Raw genomic sequence first — 16,085 nt, 5'->3', positions numbered from 1 at the left:
GCAAACCGTTTCTGGTCACAGATTTTCGGAGTTGCTTTCTCCAACAAACGTTGGTTACACTTCTTCATGTTGTTTGTACCAGTTACAGGCTTGTGGATGAGTTCTATCGGTATCGTTGGTTTAGCATTAAACCTACGGGCTTATGACTTCGTTTCCCAAGAATTACGGGCAGCAGAAGACCCAGAATTTGAAACTTTCTATACCAAAAACATTTTACTAAACGAGGGTATCCGCGCTTGGATGGCCCCTCAAGATCAACCCCACGAACAGTTCGTATTCCCAGAAGAAGTATTACCACGTGGTAACGCTCTCTAACTCTGGAATTTACCTGAATTTATCTTTGTTAGTTAGCCCTTACCTCATTGGTGAGGGTTTTTTTGTGGCAGAAATTGAAATCAGGGTATTGCAAATTTTCGCAGTTGTGTTATAGTAGTCCCAGGTTAGAAACCCAAAGCATTTTGCTTTGCCCCTTTTGAAACTAAGACCATTTAGGCAACAAGGAGGTGATGCCCATGATAGAAAGTAGTATACGCATGGGTCATCAAGTTGCAGTTAGCCGGCTGTGTGCCGGGGCTGTTCTCTAAAAGTTAGCTTTAGTTCTCTTGAGATACTAAGTTAGCTCAACTAACTAGGCTTAACATCGGAGTTCCTTCCGGCAGTCTGGTTGCAACTTGAAGACCCGCTAGACCGCCCTGACTTAGATTATCTAATCTAAATCAGGGCGGATAGTTTTTAAGGGTGTTTTTTAGATCGGTACACAGCGAAGTTAAAAAAATCCGTTGTTTCAGGCTTTTGGCGATTATATATTAGAGGCAGAGCCTCATCAACTGCATTCCTAGTCAGAGACTAGGAACGAGGTGTGGTAGGGATTTGAGCTTAAGTTCATCTCATTCCCAGTCTCTGACTGGGAATGAATTCTAGAAGGCTCTGCCTTCAATGATATTAGAGGCAGAGCCTCATCAACTGCATTCCTAGTCAGAGACTAGGAACGAGATGTGGTAGGGATTTGAGCTTAAGTTGACACATATCAGCTTTTGCTTTTCCCCTACACATCTGGGTTGTTTGTCATTTGGCAAAAGTTTAAATCTCACCCGTGTTTAGTATACATACGTACTTGAACAGAAAATCTTATGTTGGTTATTAGAAAAAGTGATAATATAACCACAGGATATAGTTAAAAGTTTTTGCATAAGTTAATTGCATTAAAGTTTAACAATTAGTTAATCAATTGTTAGCCTTGTGAAAGCTATGATTGTGGTAATGGTGGCAGCCATGCCTATTACACAGGTTTCAACAAGACTTCGCATTTGTAACCAGTTGGCTACAGCGAACTCAAGTTATCCATATGAAGGTGTGAGGAGAAAAGGAAAAATGTCTAATATTTTGTGGAAATCCCTGGTGGTTAGCCCAGCAATTTTGGGAGCAGCACTGTTAGTATCTTCAACAGCGATCGCCGCACCCAGTACCAGCAAGGACGCATCGGCAATAGAAACTTCCTCTACAACAGAAGTTTCTCAAAAGCCAGCAACATTGGCAACAGAAACCAAAGAAGCCCAAGTTTTGGCTCAGGTTAACCGCTACAGCAACGAAAACAATACTTCTTTAAATCAGGTAACATCAGTTTCCCAATTCTCTGACGTGCAACCTACAGATTGGGCATTCCAAGCTTTGCAATCTTTGGTAGAGCGCTATGGCTGTATTGCAGGTTATCCCAATGGCACATATCGCGGTAATCGGGCTTTAAGCCGTTACGAATTTGCCGCTGGTTTAAATTCTTGTTTAGATCGTGTAAATGAATTGATTGCCACAGCAACCGCTGATATGGTAACAAAACAGGATTTAGCAACATTGCAGCGGTTGCAAGAAGAATTTTCTGCGGAATTGGCAACTTTACGCGGTCGAGTAGATGCTTTAGAAGGCCGGACTGCCGAATTAGAAGCCAATCAATTCTCCACTACCACTAAGTTAAAAGGTGAAGCTATTTTTGCTGTCACCGACGTTTTTGGTGGTGAAACAGGCAAAGCTAACCGGGCAGTTTTCCAGGATAGAGTGCGCTTAGGTTTAGAAACCAGCTTTACAGGTAGAGATATATTAACTACCCGTTTGGCTGCTGGTAATGCCACAGGCTTTAGTTTCAGAAATAATGCCAATACTCCTATTGATGCTGGTGGAGTCGGCAAACAAACCTTTGAAGTTGGTGCAACTAACCCAGCTAACAGCGTTAAAATTGACAAGTTAACTTATGAAGCGCCTGTAGGACCTGCAAGAGTTTATCTTTCAGCTAGTGGTGGGCAACATAGTGATTATGCCGCTGTTAACAATCCTTACTTCTTTGATAAAACAGATGGTGGTAAAGGGGCTTTAAGTACCTTCGCATCTGAAAACCCCATCTACCGGATTGGTGGTGGTTCTGGTATTGCCTTGAATGTACCCTTTGGGAAACCCGGTGATAGTTTCTTGAAACCAAGTTCTCTCACATTAGGTTACTTAGCTGCAAACGCTAATGATCCTAGTCCCAGCAATGGCTTGTTTGATGGCAACTATGCGGCTTTGGGTCAGTTAAACTTTAACGTTGGTAATCGCGTTGCTTTGGCTGCCACCTATGTGCATGGTTATCAAAAAGCAGGTACTACCTTATTTGATTCAGGAATTGGTACTGGTGCTTTAGTAGGCACTGCACAAGCGAATACTTTAGGCGTTAATTCGGCAACAGGTGCTGCTAGTGCCTCTTCCAGCAACTCCTACGGTATTTCCGCAGCTATCAAGCCTAGCGATAAACTGTCTTTGAGTGGTTTCGTTTCCTACCATGATGTTACAGGCTTTGGAGCTAATGATGATAAAGAAGCTTGGAGCTATGGTGCAGGTTTAGCTTTACCTGATTTTGGTAAGAAAGGTAACGTCTTGGGTATCTTCGGTGGCGCTCAACCTTACTCACTAGGTGCGACTGGTAGAGAGACTCCATACCAAGTAGAAGGCTTCTATAAGTATCGCGTTTCTGAAAATGTATCCGTAACTCCTGGAGTTATTTGGATGACATCTCCTGGACAAAATAATACCAGTAATGATGCCTTTGTTGGTACACTCAGAACAACTTTTAGCTTCTAAATAGTTAAAAGTTTGTTGATAAGTTTCAACGTGATTTGACCCTGCCTCATGGCGGGGTTTTTTTGTGGAGAGAAAAACCCCAGTTAAGAACCGGAGTATACTGGAAAAGAGCTTAAGAGACTTCCAAATAAAAAAATGTCCCAAAACTGATGCAGAAATTCTCTCTCTGTGTACTCTGTGCCTCTGTGGTTCGTTTCTTAGGATAATTTATTTCTTGGAAGTCTCTAACTGTGAGGTTTTGCTCAACTTCATGCTTCAACTTTCATCTTGGACTACTGCTTGTGGAATTATCATGTAAATCTGAATACGCAATTTTGGCGTTATTAGAGATGGCTACTCATTATGAAAACGGTGAACCGATGCAAATTCGGCAAATCGCTCTGCAACAAAAGATACCTGATCGCTATTTAGAACAACTGTTAGCAACTTTGCGGCGGGGGGGTATAGTTAAAAGTCAACGGGGTTCAAAAGGCGGCTATTTATTGGCGCGAGAACCTCGGAAAATTAGTATCTTTGAGATTTTAGAATGTTTGGAAGGTTTAGATGTGCAGACTGGTGAACAAAATACTAACCTCACAAGTTTAGATAATTCTGTGGTGTCAGAAATTTGGCAAGAAGCACGTCAGGCGGCAAATTCAGTGTTACAAAATTATTCGCTTCAGGATCTTTGTGAAAAACGGGATTCCCGGAAGCAGTTGGATATCATGTACTACATTTGAAGACAGAAAATTTTATGATGCGGATTGTTGAAAATATTACGGAATTGGTGGGACGGACACCTCTAGTTAAGTTAAACCGGATTCCTCAAGAATTAGGTTGTGTGGCTACAATTCTCGTGAAATTGGAAAGTATGAACCCTTCGTCATCGGTAAAAGACCGCATTGGGGTAAGTATGATTATGGCGGCGGAAAAGGAAGGATTAATTGCCCCTGGGAAGACGATTCTGGTAGAACCAACATCGGGAAATACTGGGATTGCTTTGGCTATGGCAGCGGCGGCTAAGGGGTATCAATTAATTTTAACTATGCCGGAAACGATGAGTGCGGAACGGCGGGCGATGTTAAGGGCTTATGGGGCCCAATTGGAACTCACGCCGGGAATTGCGGGGATGAGTGGGGCGATTCGGCGGGCGCAGGAGATTGTGGATAGAACACCATACTCTTATATGTTGCAACAGTTCCGCAATCCGGCTAATGCCCAAATTCATCGGGAAACTACGGCGGAGGAAATTTGGGAGGATACGGATGGATTGGTGGATATGATTGTGGCGGGTGTGGGGACTGGGGGGACGATTACTGGGGTGGCGGAAGTTTTGAAGGCCCGGAAACCGAGTTTTCAGGCGATCGCTGTAGAACCAGCTAATAGCCCGATATTATCGGGAGGTAAACCGGGTCCCCATAAAATTCAGGGCATTGGGGCGGGTTTTATTCCCCAAGTGTTAAAGTTAGAATTGATTGATGAGGTAATTACGGTTACTGATGAGGATGCGATCGCCTTTAGTCGCAAATTAGCCAGGGAGGAAGGGCTACTATCGGGCATTTCCAGTGGTGCAGCCCTCTGTGCAGCGGTTCGTATTGCCCAACGTCCAGAGAATCAAGGACGCTTAATAGTGATGATTCAGCCTAGTTTCGGTGAGAGATATTTAAGTACACCCTTATTCCAAGACCTAGAAGCCAAAACAGCAACTAGCGTCAGTTAACAATCTATTGGCTTCATGTCCGATTTTAACCACTACGACACCCTAAAAGTTAGCAACAATGCAAGTCTTGCGGAGATTAAACAAGCTTATCGCCGCTTGGTGAAAATTTTTCATCCTGATAGTAATCAAGAAATCACAGACAATGAACAAATTATTCGTGTTAATGCTGCCTATGAGGTTTTAAGTGACAGTAAAAGTCGTTTTAATTATGATGAAAAACTCCGTCACAGTCAGCAACAATTTCATCAAGTTCGCCAAAAACGTGCCGAGTCTGCCCAACAGCACCACAAAGCAACTAGGAAAACGAGAAAAGATGTTGATGAAAACGTCGAAGAATGGTTACGTTTAGTTTATAAACCAGTAAATCGGATACTTTCGACAATTCTCAATTCTTTAGAATCACAAATTGACGAATTAGCCGCAGATCCTTTTGATGATGATCTTTTAGACGAATTTCAAGATTATTTAGCATCCTGTCGGGAAGATTTACGAGACGCACAAATTAAGTTTCGTTCTTTGCCAAATCCTACTAGTTTTGCAGCCGCAGCAGCCCATATTTACTATTGTATGAGTCAAGTGGCAGATGGAATAGAGGAGTTAGCCTACTTCCCATTAAGCTATGATGATCGTTATTTGCACACAGGACAAGAATTATTTCGGATAGCGAAAAGATTGTATCGGGAAGCGCAAGAGTCGGTTACTTGATGAGACATACTCAAAGTTACAAAATATCATCAACGATAACCGTACCACCATCACAGAAATCTATACTGAGATGATAATCTGCAAGTAGCGCAGTTCCAATCAGAGGACGACTACCCATTGCCAATACTGCAATCTCGGGTTCTATACCTTGCCAGAGAATAGTTGCCAAATGAACATTGACTCCAATACTGGAATTATCAGCCAAATTTGCATCAATTCGAGCAATGTATGGCAGCCCAAGTTCTGTAATTACAACTGGGGGTAAAGTTAAAAAACCTTCAAAACCCGTATCAACAATACATTCAATTTCTATATTTGCAGGTTCTGATAAGAGACTTCCAAATAAAAAAATGTCCCAAAACTGATGCAAAAATTCTCTCTCTGTGTACTCTGTGCCTCTGTGGTTCGTTTCTTGGGATAATTTATTTCTTGGAAGTCTCTAAACAAATAATCAAATTAATTCGAGCTTGAAGCCCAAATACGTTTCCATGTATCACTATGTTGTCCTAATTAATGTACCACCAACAGCATAAACTGCATTAAAGCCGATTCTTCCTGCCCAAATTGGGGCATCAGGTTGTTTTGCTTGCAATCGGCGACTTGTAATAATTAAATCATCACCAATTTCATATTCACCAGTTTCTACATTAATTGAAATAATTTTGCCAATGTTCTCTGTTTTCTCTGCTAAAGGACGAATGATTTTTTCATAGATTTCTTTGCCCCGGTTGGTAATTTCTTCACCACTGATTTTAGGGTTAAGCATAGAGAGAACCTTCCAATTCAAGTTAATATACTTCTGTTATGATTCTAATACAGAAACTACAGTATGGTTAACAAGCCAAACATCTGACGGACTCCTGACTCTTAACTCCTGCTGTATTAACCGATAGGATAACATCCCGGATTGACGGCATGGATAAATTCACTACCGGCTAATGGTCTTCCCCGTTTATAAGCTGCTTCTTGCGGTTGTCCCCAACCTAGTTGTAAAATAATTTCTAGAAAGTTCGGATTTTCCCACTTTAATAAAGTTGCCCATTCTGTTCTTTGGACAATTCTTTCTACATCTACTGTGTTTACTTTTTGATGTTGTTTACCATTACTAAGACTTAAATATAAATCCATGTCTTCTGTCACCAGATACCAAAATTCCAAAAGAGAATCTTTGGCAGGTTTCAAGATTTCTAAATCGCTTTCTAAGGCAATCAATTCTGGATCAATTTCTGGATAATGAAGATTTTTGCCTTTCACTTGAATATCTTTCCAGATAATGCCAGAAACTTGATTTTCTCGTTGATATTCATGAATAGAGGCTTTAAAATCTTGGTAAGCTGTGAATCTTTGTACTCCGTCGGTTTTAATAAACGGATCTATGACAGGATTACTAGCAACAGTTATATCTAACTTTAACCTTTCTCCTTTTAAGCAAGCTTGGCGTTCGATTGCCAAAATCTGAATTAACTCTTGGGTATTGTAAATATTTGACATCAGAACAAGACCTAATTAGTTATTAGTTATTAGTTATGAAACTAATTGTTAATTTTGTGTCAGATGGTCATCAAGATTGAGTGAAGATTTACAGCAGAATTTAGGAGTCAGGAGTCAGGAGTCAGGAGTCAGAAGTAAAAAGAGTTTGCTGTCTGGTTTTGAATTTAGATCCTGTACCTTATTAATCTGCAATCTGATTTAATTATTATCTCTTAATATAAATATAAATGCCGTATCAGAATCAACTATTTGTTGTATTGTTTATTTCAGGGAATAAAAATTGATACAGATCCTTTAAATACCTTCTGTGAAGGGAGGGAACAGTTTCAACTATCTGCATATCCTCAATTTTCCAGATCCGACAAAGAAATATGCTGTAAGTCTACACAGATTTAAATAAATTTAAATTCTACCACTAGCGAGGTAAAGAGGATGACTCTTGTTAAAGCAAATCAAAGACATTACCCCAAAGGGGATCTTACTCGTCGAGGAATGGCTTTAGCTATGGACTTTTTCGGTGCATGGTTACTGAGTTCTATAGTGAGAAGTAATGAAATTGGTATTCAATTTGCCCAAATCTTTGTGTTTATTTTTGCTTGGTTAATTTTTCGCGTAGTCGTAGTTTACAACAATCAGGGACAAAGTTTAGGACGTTGGGCGTTTGATTTAAAGATCCTAGAAGTCGTAAATGGGGAAATAGTCAACAGAATCCCGCAATTTCAGACATTATTACTGCGAGAAGGGATTATTTGCTTTTCTAGCTTATTATTATCCATTTTCCTGGGGAATATCATCCTCAACCCCGCTGCTGTTGTATTATTGCTTCCCTTAATCATTGACGGGGGTGCGGCTTTATCTGATACTCAGATGCGTCAGGCTTTCCATGACCGCTTTTTTCGGACGGTTATAGTTTCTTCCCGTCGGGGTTATTCATTAGATATAAAAATTAAACGGTTGGTTGAAAAATTTCCCCGAAATATGAGATAATAACCATTTGTGTTAATTATCCTCCAGGCTTTACAGTTTGTAAGATTATGGCTAAAAGTAAAGGTGCGCGCATAATAGTGACACTAGAATGCACCGAGTGTCGGACAAATCCAGATAAACGTTCCCCTGGCGTATCTCGTTATACCAGTACCAAGAACCGTAGGAACACAACCAACCGTTTAGAACTGAAAAAGTTCTGTACCCACTGCAATAAACACACAGTTCACAAGGAAATTAAGTAAGAATGAGTTACTATCGTCGTCGCCTTTCTCCAATTAAGCCCGGAGATGCCATTGATTACAAAGATGTAGATTTGTTGCGGAAGTTTCTTACCGAACGTGGTAAAATTTTGCCTCGGAGAATCACTGGTTTAACCTGTCAGCAACAACGCGCCCTGACTTTAGCCATTAAACGCGCCCGGATTGTGGCTTTGTTACCCTTCATTAACGCCGAAGGTTAGTGCGATTCGTTGTTAGCTGAATCACGGTAATCAGTCCGTACATAAGCTAACCAACCCAATCCAATCATGGAGAAAGGTTGAACTCTCGGTCTGATATGGGTGAAAGTCCCATCTACCAGACTCAGGTATGACTCCCTAACTGCCCACGATGACCCGACTCGGTTTCGGGAGGTCGAAGCTGGGAACAGGACGCAATCAGACATCCGTTGTGGGATGACACTTGGCGTTAACGGGGAGTTCCTATGGTGAAACAGAGCCTAGAAAAGCAACCTACGGCGAGGCAGGACACAACAGCAAAACCTGACCTCACTGGAGTTAATACCCGCCGCATCTTAACCTGATAGCGGCAAGAGTCTAGGGAATCCAGTGGTTGAATTGGCTACACCTAACGGAACTAACAATCAACCGAGGGAACGAATAAAAACGGATTGAGGGTCTAAGGGCGGTCGAACCCTATAAGTAGGCTGGACGAGCAGCGTAATTCCTTCAATTCGGGTAGGACAGACCGTAATTGGTCTGAGGTGTTCAGAATACACAAATTGGAGCAGAGCATGATTAGACACAGAGAAAACTCTAGTGAATCCTGGAAAACGTTACCTTGGAAGAAATTCCGCCGTAACCTATTCCGCCTACAAAAACGAGTGTACAAAGCGGTTCAAGTTGGCGACAAGCGCAAAGCTAAGTCCCTACAAAAGCTGATTCTGAAATCAACCGCAGCAAGATTACTGGCTATCCGTCAAGTAACACAGCTAAATGCTGGGAAAAAGACCGCAGGAATTGACGGCAAAAAGTCCCTTAACTTTAAGGAACGCTTTGAGCTTAATGAACTGCTAAAGGCATCCGTTAGCAACTGGAAACACCAGGAGCTAAGAGAAATACCCATCCCCAAAAAGGACGGTACTAACAGGATGTTGAAAGTCCCCACTATTGCAGATAGAGCATATCAATGCCTTATCAAATACGCATTAGAACCAGCCCACGAAGCAACCTTCCATGCAAATAGCTATGGGTTTAGAACGGGACGCTCGGCTCATGACGCACAGAAAATCCTGTTCCTCAACTTACGCTCATTTTGCAATGGAAAAGATAAACGAGTTATAGAACTCGATATCGAAAAATGCTTTGATAGGATAAACCACACCGCAATCATTGATAAACTCATCGCCCCCAAGAGTATAAGACAAGGAATCTTCCGATGTCTCAAAGCCGGAGTCAATCCAGAGTTCCCCGAACAAGGAACACCTCAAGGCGGGGTGGTAAGTCCACTATTAGCTAACATCGCCTTAAATGGGATTGAAAGTATTCATAGATACCATAATCAAGGTTACAGAATCACAGACAAAACCCCAAAGGAACATATTATTGAGCCAACAATCCGTTACGCGGATGACATGGTGATAATACTCCGACTCCAAGATGATGCCACCGAAATACTTGACAAAATCAGTCAGTTCCTAGCAGAGCGGGGAATGAAAGTCAGTGAGAAAAAGACAAAGCTAACCGCCGCGACAGATGGGTTTGATTTCCTCGGCTGGCATTTCAAAGTCCAGAAAAACGGGAAGTTTAGATGCGCCCCATCAGCGGACAACTTTAAAGCTTTTCGCAAGAAAGTAAAATTCATCGTCAACAACTCGAATTATGGCGCTACCACAAAGGCGGAGAAATTAGCCCCTGTAGTTAGAGGTTGGAGGAATTACCACCGCTTCTGCAAGATGGACGGGTCTAGAAACTCGTTATTCCACATCGAAACAAGAGCTTTCAGGGTATTCAACAAGGAATCAAAACAAAAACGCTACTCTAGTAAACAATTACTAGATAAGGCGTTTCCATCAGTCCCTTACTCCGAAAACAAACACATCAATGTCAAAGGTGAGAAATCACCCTACGACGGAGATTTAAGTTACTGGAGCGAACGTAACAGCAAGCTCTATGACAACCATACCTCTAAAGCCCTCAAACGGCAAAGCCATAAATGTGGTCATTGTGGACTAAAAATGCTTAGTGACGAGAAGGTACATTTACATCATATAGATGGAAACCACCAAAGCTGGAAAACTAAAAACCTTCTAGCAATCCACGAAAGCTGCCACGATTACATACACATGAGCAAAAGCGCAAGCTAAGAACATCGGAAGCTGGGTGCGGTGAAAGTCGCACGCCCAGATTTAACAGAGAGGGGCGGGAAATAATATTCCCCCTCGACTCTACCAGAATATTTTGGATTTTGGATTTTGGATTGTCCAAAAAAAGTAGCATTTGCATGGATATTGCCTGGTTACTTTGGGTCCAAAATCTAAAATTTAATATTTAATGTTAGGAAATTGCCAAAAACATTTAATTAATTCATTCTCAAAAATGGTACGATATCGCTAAATTTGAGAATGAAATTGTCAAAGGTAATAGCATTCTTCATAGCAAATTATTAAATAAAGGATTAAATACCCGTTATTTAATCCGCAATCTCCAGTCTAAAAATCTAAAAATATTAAAGTGCGACAGTTGTGGATAAGGGGACGTTAGTTGAATTTAGGGTTCAAAGCGATCGCCGTCTAGGAGTGGTGGATCGTCCAGACGGTAAAACTCGTTGGTTTGTAGTAGATGAACGTGGTCAATCCCACAGTCTTGCACCTCGCCAATTTACCTACACAGTGAATGGACAAACCTATAAACCAGGCGAAATCGCTGATTTCTTAAGTCAAGTCCAACCTTATCTAGATCCATCAAGTCTAGAGATAGCGTGGGAACTACTCATTGAAGATGGAGAAACTGTCACTCCTAGCCAATTGGCAAATATATTATTTTCGGAATCCACGCTTCCTCAGTGTTATGCAGCCCATTATTTGTTATCGGAGGATAAACTCTATTTCAAACAAAAAGGAGACGCTTACGAACCCCGCAGCACGGCACAAGTAGCAGAACGCAAACACCAGATTGAAGTAGAATCCCAAAAAGCCAGGGGACAGCAGGAATTTTTAGCCCGTGTAGAACAGGCACTTCAGGGACAAGTAGTAGAATGGCAACGACTAGACCGCCAACGCTTAGAAGCCATAGAAAAGTATGCGACTTTGTTAGCTGATGTTGTCATGCTCAAGGTAAATTACGACTCTTTAGCTCGTGCTTGTCCGCCTTCAGCCCCAGTATTAGAAACTATGAATATGCTGGGACGTTCTGCTACGCCCCAGGCGGCATTTCAACTTTTGATAGATTTGGGTTGGTGGACTTCCCATGAGAATCTGTTTCTGCGCCGTTCATCAATCTCCGTTCAATTTCCGCAAAAGGTATTAGAAGTGGCGCAAAAACGTTGGGATTTTCCTCCTACAGATTTGGACACAAACCGTCTTGATCTTACACATCTCAAGGTGTACACCATTGATGATGAAAGCACGACGGAAATAGACGATGGTTTGAGTTGGGAGGTATTACCAGATGGTAAGGAACGATTATGGGTACATATTGCTGACCCCACCCGCTTATTAATGCCAGATGATGAGTTGGATTTGGAAGCCAGAAAACGGGGGAGTACGGTTTATTTACCGACGGGGATGATTCCTATGTTTCCAGAGGTGTTGGCTACAGGTCCCATGAGTTTGGTACAGGGGAAGGTCTGTTGCGCCCTCAGCTTTGGGGTGATTTTAGATGAAGTTGGGGCGGTTGAAGATTATTGTATCCACGCTGGTTTGATCAAGCCTACCTATCGTCTTACCTACGAGGATGTTGATGAGATGTTGGAGTTGGGAGTACAGGCTGAACCGGAAATTGAGGCGATCGCTAATTGGGCAAAAATCCGCAAAAATTGGCGTTATGGTCAAGGTGCTATCAGTATCAATATGCCCGAAGCGATGATCAAAGTCAAAGACGATAATATTAATATTGATGTTTTAGATGATTCTTCATCCCGCCAATTAGTCGCAGAAATGATGATTCTTGCTGGCGAAGTAGCAGCGCGTTATGGTCAAACTCATAATATCCCGCTGCCCTTTCGCGGCCAACCCCAACCAGAATTACCCCCAGACGAGGAATTACTGCAACTCCCCGCCGGTTTTGTGCGTTCCTGTGCAATGCGTCGCTGTATGCCTAAGAGTGAAATGAGCATTACACCGATGCGTCACGCTGGGCTGGGTTTAGATACCTACACTCAAGCAACCTCTCCCATTCGTCGTTATAGCGACTTACTCACCCACTTCCAACTGAAAGCACATTTACGCGGTGAAGGTTTACCTTTCTCTGCTGAACAACTCAAAGAAGTGATGATGACAGTCATGAGTACCACCCAAGAAGCAACAATGGTGGAACGACAAACTAATAGATATTACGCCTTAGAATATTTACGTCGTCATCCTGAACAAGTTTGGCAGGTGACAGTATTAATGTGGTTACGAGAGGATAGCAATTTAGCACTAATTTTACTAGAAGATTTGGGTTTACAATTGCCTATGTCTTTCCGGCGTTCTGTCAGTTTGGGAGAAAATTTATTAGTGAAAGTTAGTTTGGCTGATCCCCAAAAAGATATGATTCATTTCCAAGAAATTATGTATCAGGAAGCCCAATCGGTTACAAATTAAGGCGTTCGCCTTTGGCGTGGCCCAGTTGTATTATATTCGCCAAAAACTTTTCAAATAATCTCTCACGCAGAGGCGCAGAGTCGCAGAGAGTAAGAGTTTGAATTTCATCCCTCTATCAAGTAATAATTATTAGGAACTTTGGGAATGAATAAATTTACTTTATCTCTCATTTTTTTAAATAGTCTATTTGTATCTATAGGAACTGCTAACGCTCAATCATTAATAAATAATCATCGTAATTCAGATATAGAAATAGAAAGAAAAACCCCTAATGTGGATGAAATTTCCCAACAATTAAAACTGCCACATTCAAAAATAGCAGTTATTGATCAGAATCATCAGGTCAAACAACAAAATTTTGTTTGGGTATTTAAGGATTTAAAGGAAGTTGGTAAACAGCCATTTCTCCAAGTTAAGAAGGAAACAGAGAAACCGAAAACTAAGCCTGAATCTAATGCTAAATCACCGAAAGAAGATGAATTGGAAGATTTTGCAGAGGTTATCAAAGATACTCAAAAGTCAGAGGGAATCTTTACTATTTATCGTCATCAGCATAAAAATAAAATTTATCTAGAAATTAAACCAGAACAACTCCAAAAAAACTTTCTTGCAACTTCAACTTTAGAATCAGGAATTGGTGAAAAGGGTATTTATAGTGGAATGCCATTACAAGACTTCTTATTCTATTTTCAAAAGATAGATAATCAAATCCAGTTTGTGGTTCGTAATGTCAATTTTCGGACTCGTGAAGGAGATCCCCAAGCCAAATCAGTAGCTAGATCATTTAGTGATTCCGTGCTTTACACTATTCCTATTAAAAGTATTCATTCAGAAAGAAAAACCATTATTATTGATTTAGGTGATTTATTACTTACAGACTTAGCCGGATTAGCTAGTAATTTAGAATTAGCTGCTAGTCCCGAACAAGCTTATCTTGGTAATGCGAAAGTATTTCCCGGTAATTTAGAACTCGAAGCGATTTTCAATTTTGCTAATGCGGGTAAGTATGAAGGCAATAATTCGGATGTTTTACCTGATAGTCGCGGTTTTACCTTAAAGGTGCATTATAGTTTATCGGAATTACCAAAAAGTAAATATCAACCTCGGTTAGCTGATGAACGAGTAGGTTATTTCCTCACAGCTTATCAAGATTTATCTAAAGATGAACGGAGAGATCCTTTTGTTCGTTATATTAATCGCTGGAATTTAGAAAAACAAGATCCTACAGCCGCAATTTCTCCACCGAAAAAACCGATTGTTTTTTGGATTGATAATGCTGTGCCTCTAGAATATCGTGATGCTATCAAAGAGGGAGTTTTGATGTGGAATCAAGCCTTTTTGAAAGCGGGATTTAAGGATGCTATTCAAGTCCAACAAATGCCCGATAATGCTACTTGGGACCCGGCAGATATTCGCTATAATACTATCCGTTGGATTAATACTGTGGATGGTTTTTTTGCGATGGGTCCATCCCGTGTTAATCCCTTAACTGGGGAAATTCTAGATGCAGATATTTTGATTGATGGTAGTTTTGTCCGGTTGTTAAAAAATGATTATCGGCAAATTATTCAACCTCAAAATTCACAAACTCGCACTTCTTTATCAGCATTAGTTAACAATGGGCGTTTGTGTGACAAAGGTAATCAAAAATCTCCCAAATCATTAGGCAATTTGTCTAAACTGGCGACAGATTATGATTTATGCTACGGCATGGAAGCATCTAATCAGTTAGCTTTTGGTTCTTTGGCAATCTCTATGTTAGGAAATAGTCCACCAAGTCCAAAGGAGTTAAAAGATTATATCCATCAATATTTACGTTTAATTATTACCCATGAAGTTGGTCATACTTTGGGTTTACGGCATAATTTCCGGGGTAGTACCTTACTCTCTCCTGTTGAGATGAATAATCCAGAAATTACCCAGACTAAAGGGATGACAGCATCGGTTATGGATTATATTCCTCCTAATATTGCTCCTGATGGTGTCAAGCAGGGAGATTATTTTCCCAATCAGGTGGGACCTTATGATGAATGGGCAATTGAGTATGGTTATAGTCCTAGTCAAGCGACAACTACCCTGGGAGAAAAGTCGTTTTTAGCAGCAATTGCAGGACAATCTAATCAACGGGAATTGAGTTATGCTCCTGATGAGGATTTATCTAATAGTGATCCAACTGTGAATCCTTGGGATCATAGTGGTAATGTATTGGTTTATTCTCAGTCACAATTGGCCAATGCGCGGCGGATGTGGGAACGATTAAATAAGGGATATACTATAGATGAAGAGAGTTCCAGCGATGTAGAAGAGCGTTTCAATAGTATTTTGAGGAATTATTTACAGAATTTATACTATACCAGTAAATATATTGGTGGTCAGTCTTTTTACCGAGTTAAACCAAGTGATACTAAAGGACAATTACCATTTGTTCCTGTGTCGGTAGAACAACAGCGACAAGCATTGATGACAATGCAAAAGTATGTTTTTGCGGAAGATGCTTTGAAATTTCCCCCGGAATTACTGAATAAGTTAGTACCTTCGCGGTGGTTACATTGGGGGACTAGTATTCAGCAAGGACGGTTAGATTATCCGATTCATGATTTAGTCTTGTTGGTGCAGACTGCCGTGTTGCGGGATTTATTGGCAAGCGATCGCCTCACTCGTCTCAAGGATTTAGAATTAAAAAGTGAACCAGGAAAATCTCTCACCTTGCCAGAATTATTTGATACTTTACAATCTGGGATTTGGTCGGAAGTTCTGCAACCCCAAGGTAAATTACAAATTTCTAGTTTGCGGAGAGGTTTACAACGGGAATACCTGGAAATAATGATGGAAATGGTATTGCGAAAAGAATCTGTTCCTGAAGATGCCCGAACTTTAGCTTGGTATAAACTCAAGCAGTTAAATAGTAAATTAAAACGGGTAAATTCTGAAGATGAATATACTCAGGCTTTCTTATTAGAAACACGCGATCGCATTGAGAAAACCTTAAATGCACCACTAGTAGGGAATTAATTTTTTTACTCTGCGTCCTCTGCGCCTCTGCGGTTAGATAAATTCCAGAGTTAATGGGCGCAGT

Annotated in this window: 13 protein-coding genes and 1 pseudogene; 11 read left to right on the top strand and 3 right to left on the bottom strand. The window is 41.0% G+C overall.

The annotated features are described in order from the left end of the window. The 5 genes and pseudogenes from HEQ36_RS19400 to HEQ36_RS19380 form a co-directional block, all read left to right on the top strand. Positions 1-315: pseudogene (locus HEQ36_RS19400) on the top strand (photosystem II D2 protein (photosystem q(a) protein)); the annotation flags it as partial. 1,056 nt (positions 316-1,371) lie between these two features. Further along, positions 1,372-3,105, top strand: a complete 1,734-nt coding sequence (locus tag HEQ36_RS19395) for an iron uptake porin (protein ID WP_168635401.1) — start codon at positions 1,372-1,374, stop codon at positions 3,103-3,105. A 281-nt stretch (positions 3,106-3,386) separates the two neighbouring features. After that, complete coding sequence (locus HEQ36_RS19390) at positions 3,387-3,824, top strand: Rrf2 family transcriptional regulator (RefSeq protein ID WP_015081082.1); 438 nt, start codon at positions 3,387-3,389, stop codon at positions 3,822-3,824. Positions 3,825-3,841: 17 nt separating this feature from the next. Next, positions 3,842-4,804 carry a cysteine synthase A gene (cysK, locus tag HEQ36_RS19385; protein ID WP_168635539.1) on the top strand — a complete coding sequence of 321 codons (963 nt, stop codon included), beginning with the start codon at positions 3,842-3,844 and terminating at the stop codon, positions 4,802-4,804. 15 nt (positions 4,805-4,819) lie between these two features. Further along, on the top strand, positions 4,820-5,509 hold the full coding sequence (locus HEQ36_RS19380) for a J domain-containing protein (RefSeq protein ID WP_168635400.1): 690 nt from the start codon (positions 4,820-4,822) through the stop codon (positions 5,507-5,509). 16 nt (positions 5,510-5,525) lie between these two features. Here HEQ36_RS19380 and HEQ36_RS19375 read toward each other — a convergent pair whose 3' ends face one another. From HEQ36_RS19375 to HEQ36_RS19365, 3 genes are all read right to left on the bottom strand, one after another. Further along, a complete protein-coding gene (locus tag HEQ36_RS19375; protein ID WP_168635399.1) occupies positions 5,526-5,879 on the bottom strand; it encodes a clan AA aspartic protease in 354 nt (117 codons plus the stop codon). A gap of 126 nt (positions 5,880-6,005) precedes the next feature. After that, on the bottom strand, positions 6,006-6,275 hold the full coding sequence (locus HEQ36_RS19370) for a hypothetical protein (RefSeq protein ID WP_039202387.1): 270 nt from the start codon (positions 6,273-6,275) through the stop codon (positions 6,006-6,008). A gap of 116 nt (positions 6,276-6,391) precedes the next feature. After that, positions 6,392-7,000 carry a hypothetical protein gene (locus HEQ36_RS19365; protein ID WP_053537715.1) on the bottom strand — a complete coding sequence of 203 codons (609 nt, stop codon included), beginning with the start codon at positions 6,998-7,000 and terminating at the stop codon, positions 6,392-6,394. Between the two features lie 432 nt (positions 7,001-7,432). Between HEQ36_RS19365 and HEQ36_RS19360 the strand changes: the two genes are divergently transcribed. From HEQ36_RS19360 to HEQ36_RS19335, 6 genes are all read left to right on the top strand, one after another. Continuing rightward, positions 7,433-7,987: an RDD family protein gene (locus HEQ36_RS19360; protein ID WP_053537716.1), complete on the top strand. Its 555-nt coding sequence runs from the start codon at positions 7,433-7,435 to the stop codon at positions 7,985-7,987. Positions 7,988-8,034: 47 nt separating this feature from the next. Continuing rightward, positions 8,035-8,229 (top strand): 50S ribosomal protein L33, encoded by a 195-nt coding sequence (rpmG, locus tag HEQ36_RS19355; RefSeq protein WP_010998585.1) that lies wholly within the window; start codon positions 8,035-8,037, stop codon positions 8,227-8,229. Positions 8,230-8,231: 2 nt separating this feature from the next. Continuing rightward, positions 8,232-8,447, top strand: a complete 216-nt coding sequence (gene rpsR, locus HEQ36_RS19350; protein WP_027403663.1) for a 30S ribosomal protein S18 — start codon at positions 8,232-8,234, stop codon at positions 8,445-8,447. A 551-nt stretch (positions 8,448-8,998) separates the two neighbouring features. Next, positions 8,999-10,570, top strand: coding sequence for a reverse transcriptase domain-containing protein (locus HEQ36_RS19345; protein WP_290708295.1), 1,572 nt, complete (start codon positions 8,999-9,001; stop codon positions 10,568-10,570). Positions 10,571-10,948: 378 nt separating this feature from the next. Further along, complete coding sequence (locus tag HEQ36_RS19340) at positions 10,949-13,009, top strand: ribonuclease catalytic domain-containing protein (RefSeq protein WP_168635398.1); 2,061 nt, start codon at positions 10,949-10,951, stop codon at positions 13,007-13,009. A 144-nt stretch (positions 13,010-13,153) separates the two neighbouring features. Next, positions 13,154-16,021, top strand: coding sequence for a zinc-dependent metalloprotease (locus HEQ36_RS19335; protein WP_168635397.1), 2,868 nt, complete (start codon positions 13,154-13,156; stop codon positions 16,019-16,021). Positions 16,022-16,085: the final 64 nt, after the last annotated feature.

It is taken from the genome of Anabaena sp. 54, from assembly GCF_017355725.1.
Lineage (GTDB): Bacteria > Cyanobacteriota > Cyanobacteriia > Cyanobacteriales > Nostocaceae > Dolichospermum > Dolichospermum heterosporum.
The sequence above is the reverse complement of the archived record's forward strand: the minus strand, read 5'-3'. Positions and strand labels throughout refer to the sequence as shown.

Excerpts from the sequence above, each read along its gene's own strand:
- HEQ36_RS19370 (WP_039202387.1), bottom strand. The coding sequence starts at position 6,275 with ATGCTTAACCCTAAAATCAGTGGTGAAGAAATTACCAACCGGGGCAAA.
- HEQ36_RS19365 (WP_053537715.1), bottom strand. The coding sequence starts at position 7,000 with ATGTCAAATATTTACAATACCCAAGAGTTAATTCAGATTTTGGCAATC.
- HEQ36_RS19345 (WP_290708295.1), top strand. The coding sequence starts at position 8,999 with ATGATTAGACACAGAGAAAACTCTAGTGAATCCTGGAAAACGTTACCT.
- rpsR (WP_027403663.1), top strand. The coding sequence starts at position 8,232 with ATGAGTTACTATCGTCGTCGCCTTTCTCCAATTAAGCCCGGAGATGCC.
- rpmG (WP_010998585.1), top strand. The coding sequence starts at position 8,035 with ATGGCTAAAAGTAAAGGTGCGCGCATAATAGTGACACTAGAATGCACC.
- HEQ36_RS19360 (WP_053537716.1), top strand. The coding sequence starts at position 7,433 with ATGACTCTTGTTAAAGCAAATCAAAGACATTACCCCAAAGGGGATCTT.
- HEQ36_RS19335 (WP_168635397.1), top strand. The coding sequence starts at position 13,154 with ATGAATAAATTTACTTTATCTCTCATTTTTTTAAATAGTCTATTTGTA.
- HEQ36_RS19395 (WP_168635401.1), top strand. The coding sequence starts at position 1,372 with ATGTCTAATATTTTGTGGAAATCCCTGGTGGTTAGCCCAGCAATTTTG.
- cysK (WP_168635539.1), top strand. The coding sequence starts at position 3,842 with ATGCGGATTGTTGAAAATATTACGGAATTGGTGGGACGGACACCTCTA.
- HEQ36_RS19380 (WP_168635400.1), top strand. The coding sequence starts at position 4,820 with ATGTCCGATTTTAACCACTACGACACCCTAAAAGTTAGCAACAATGCA.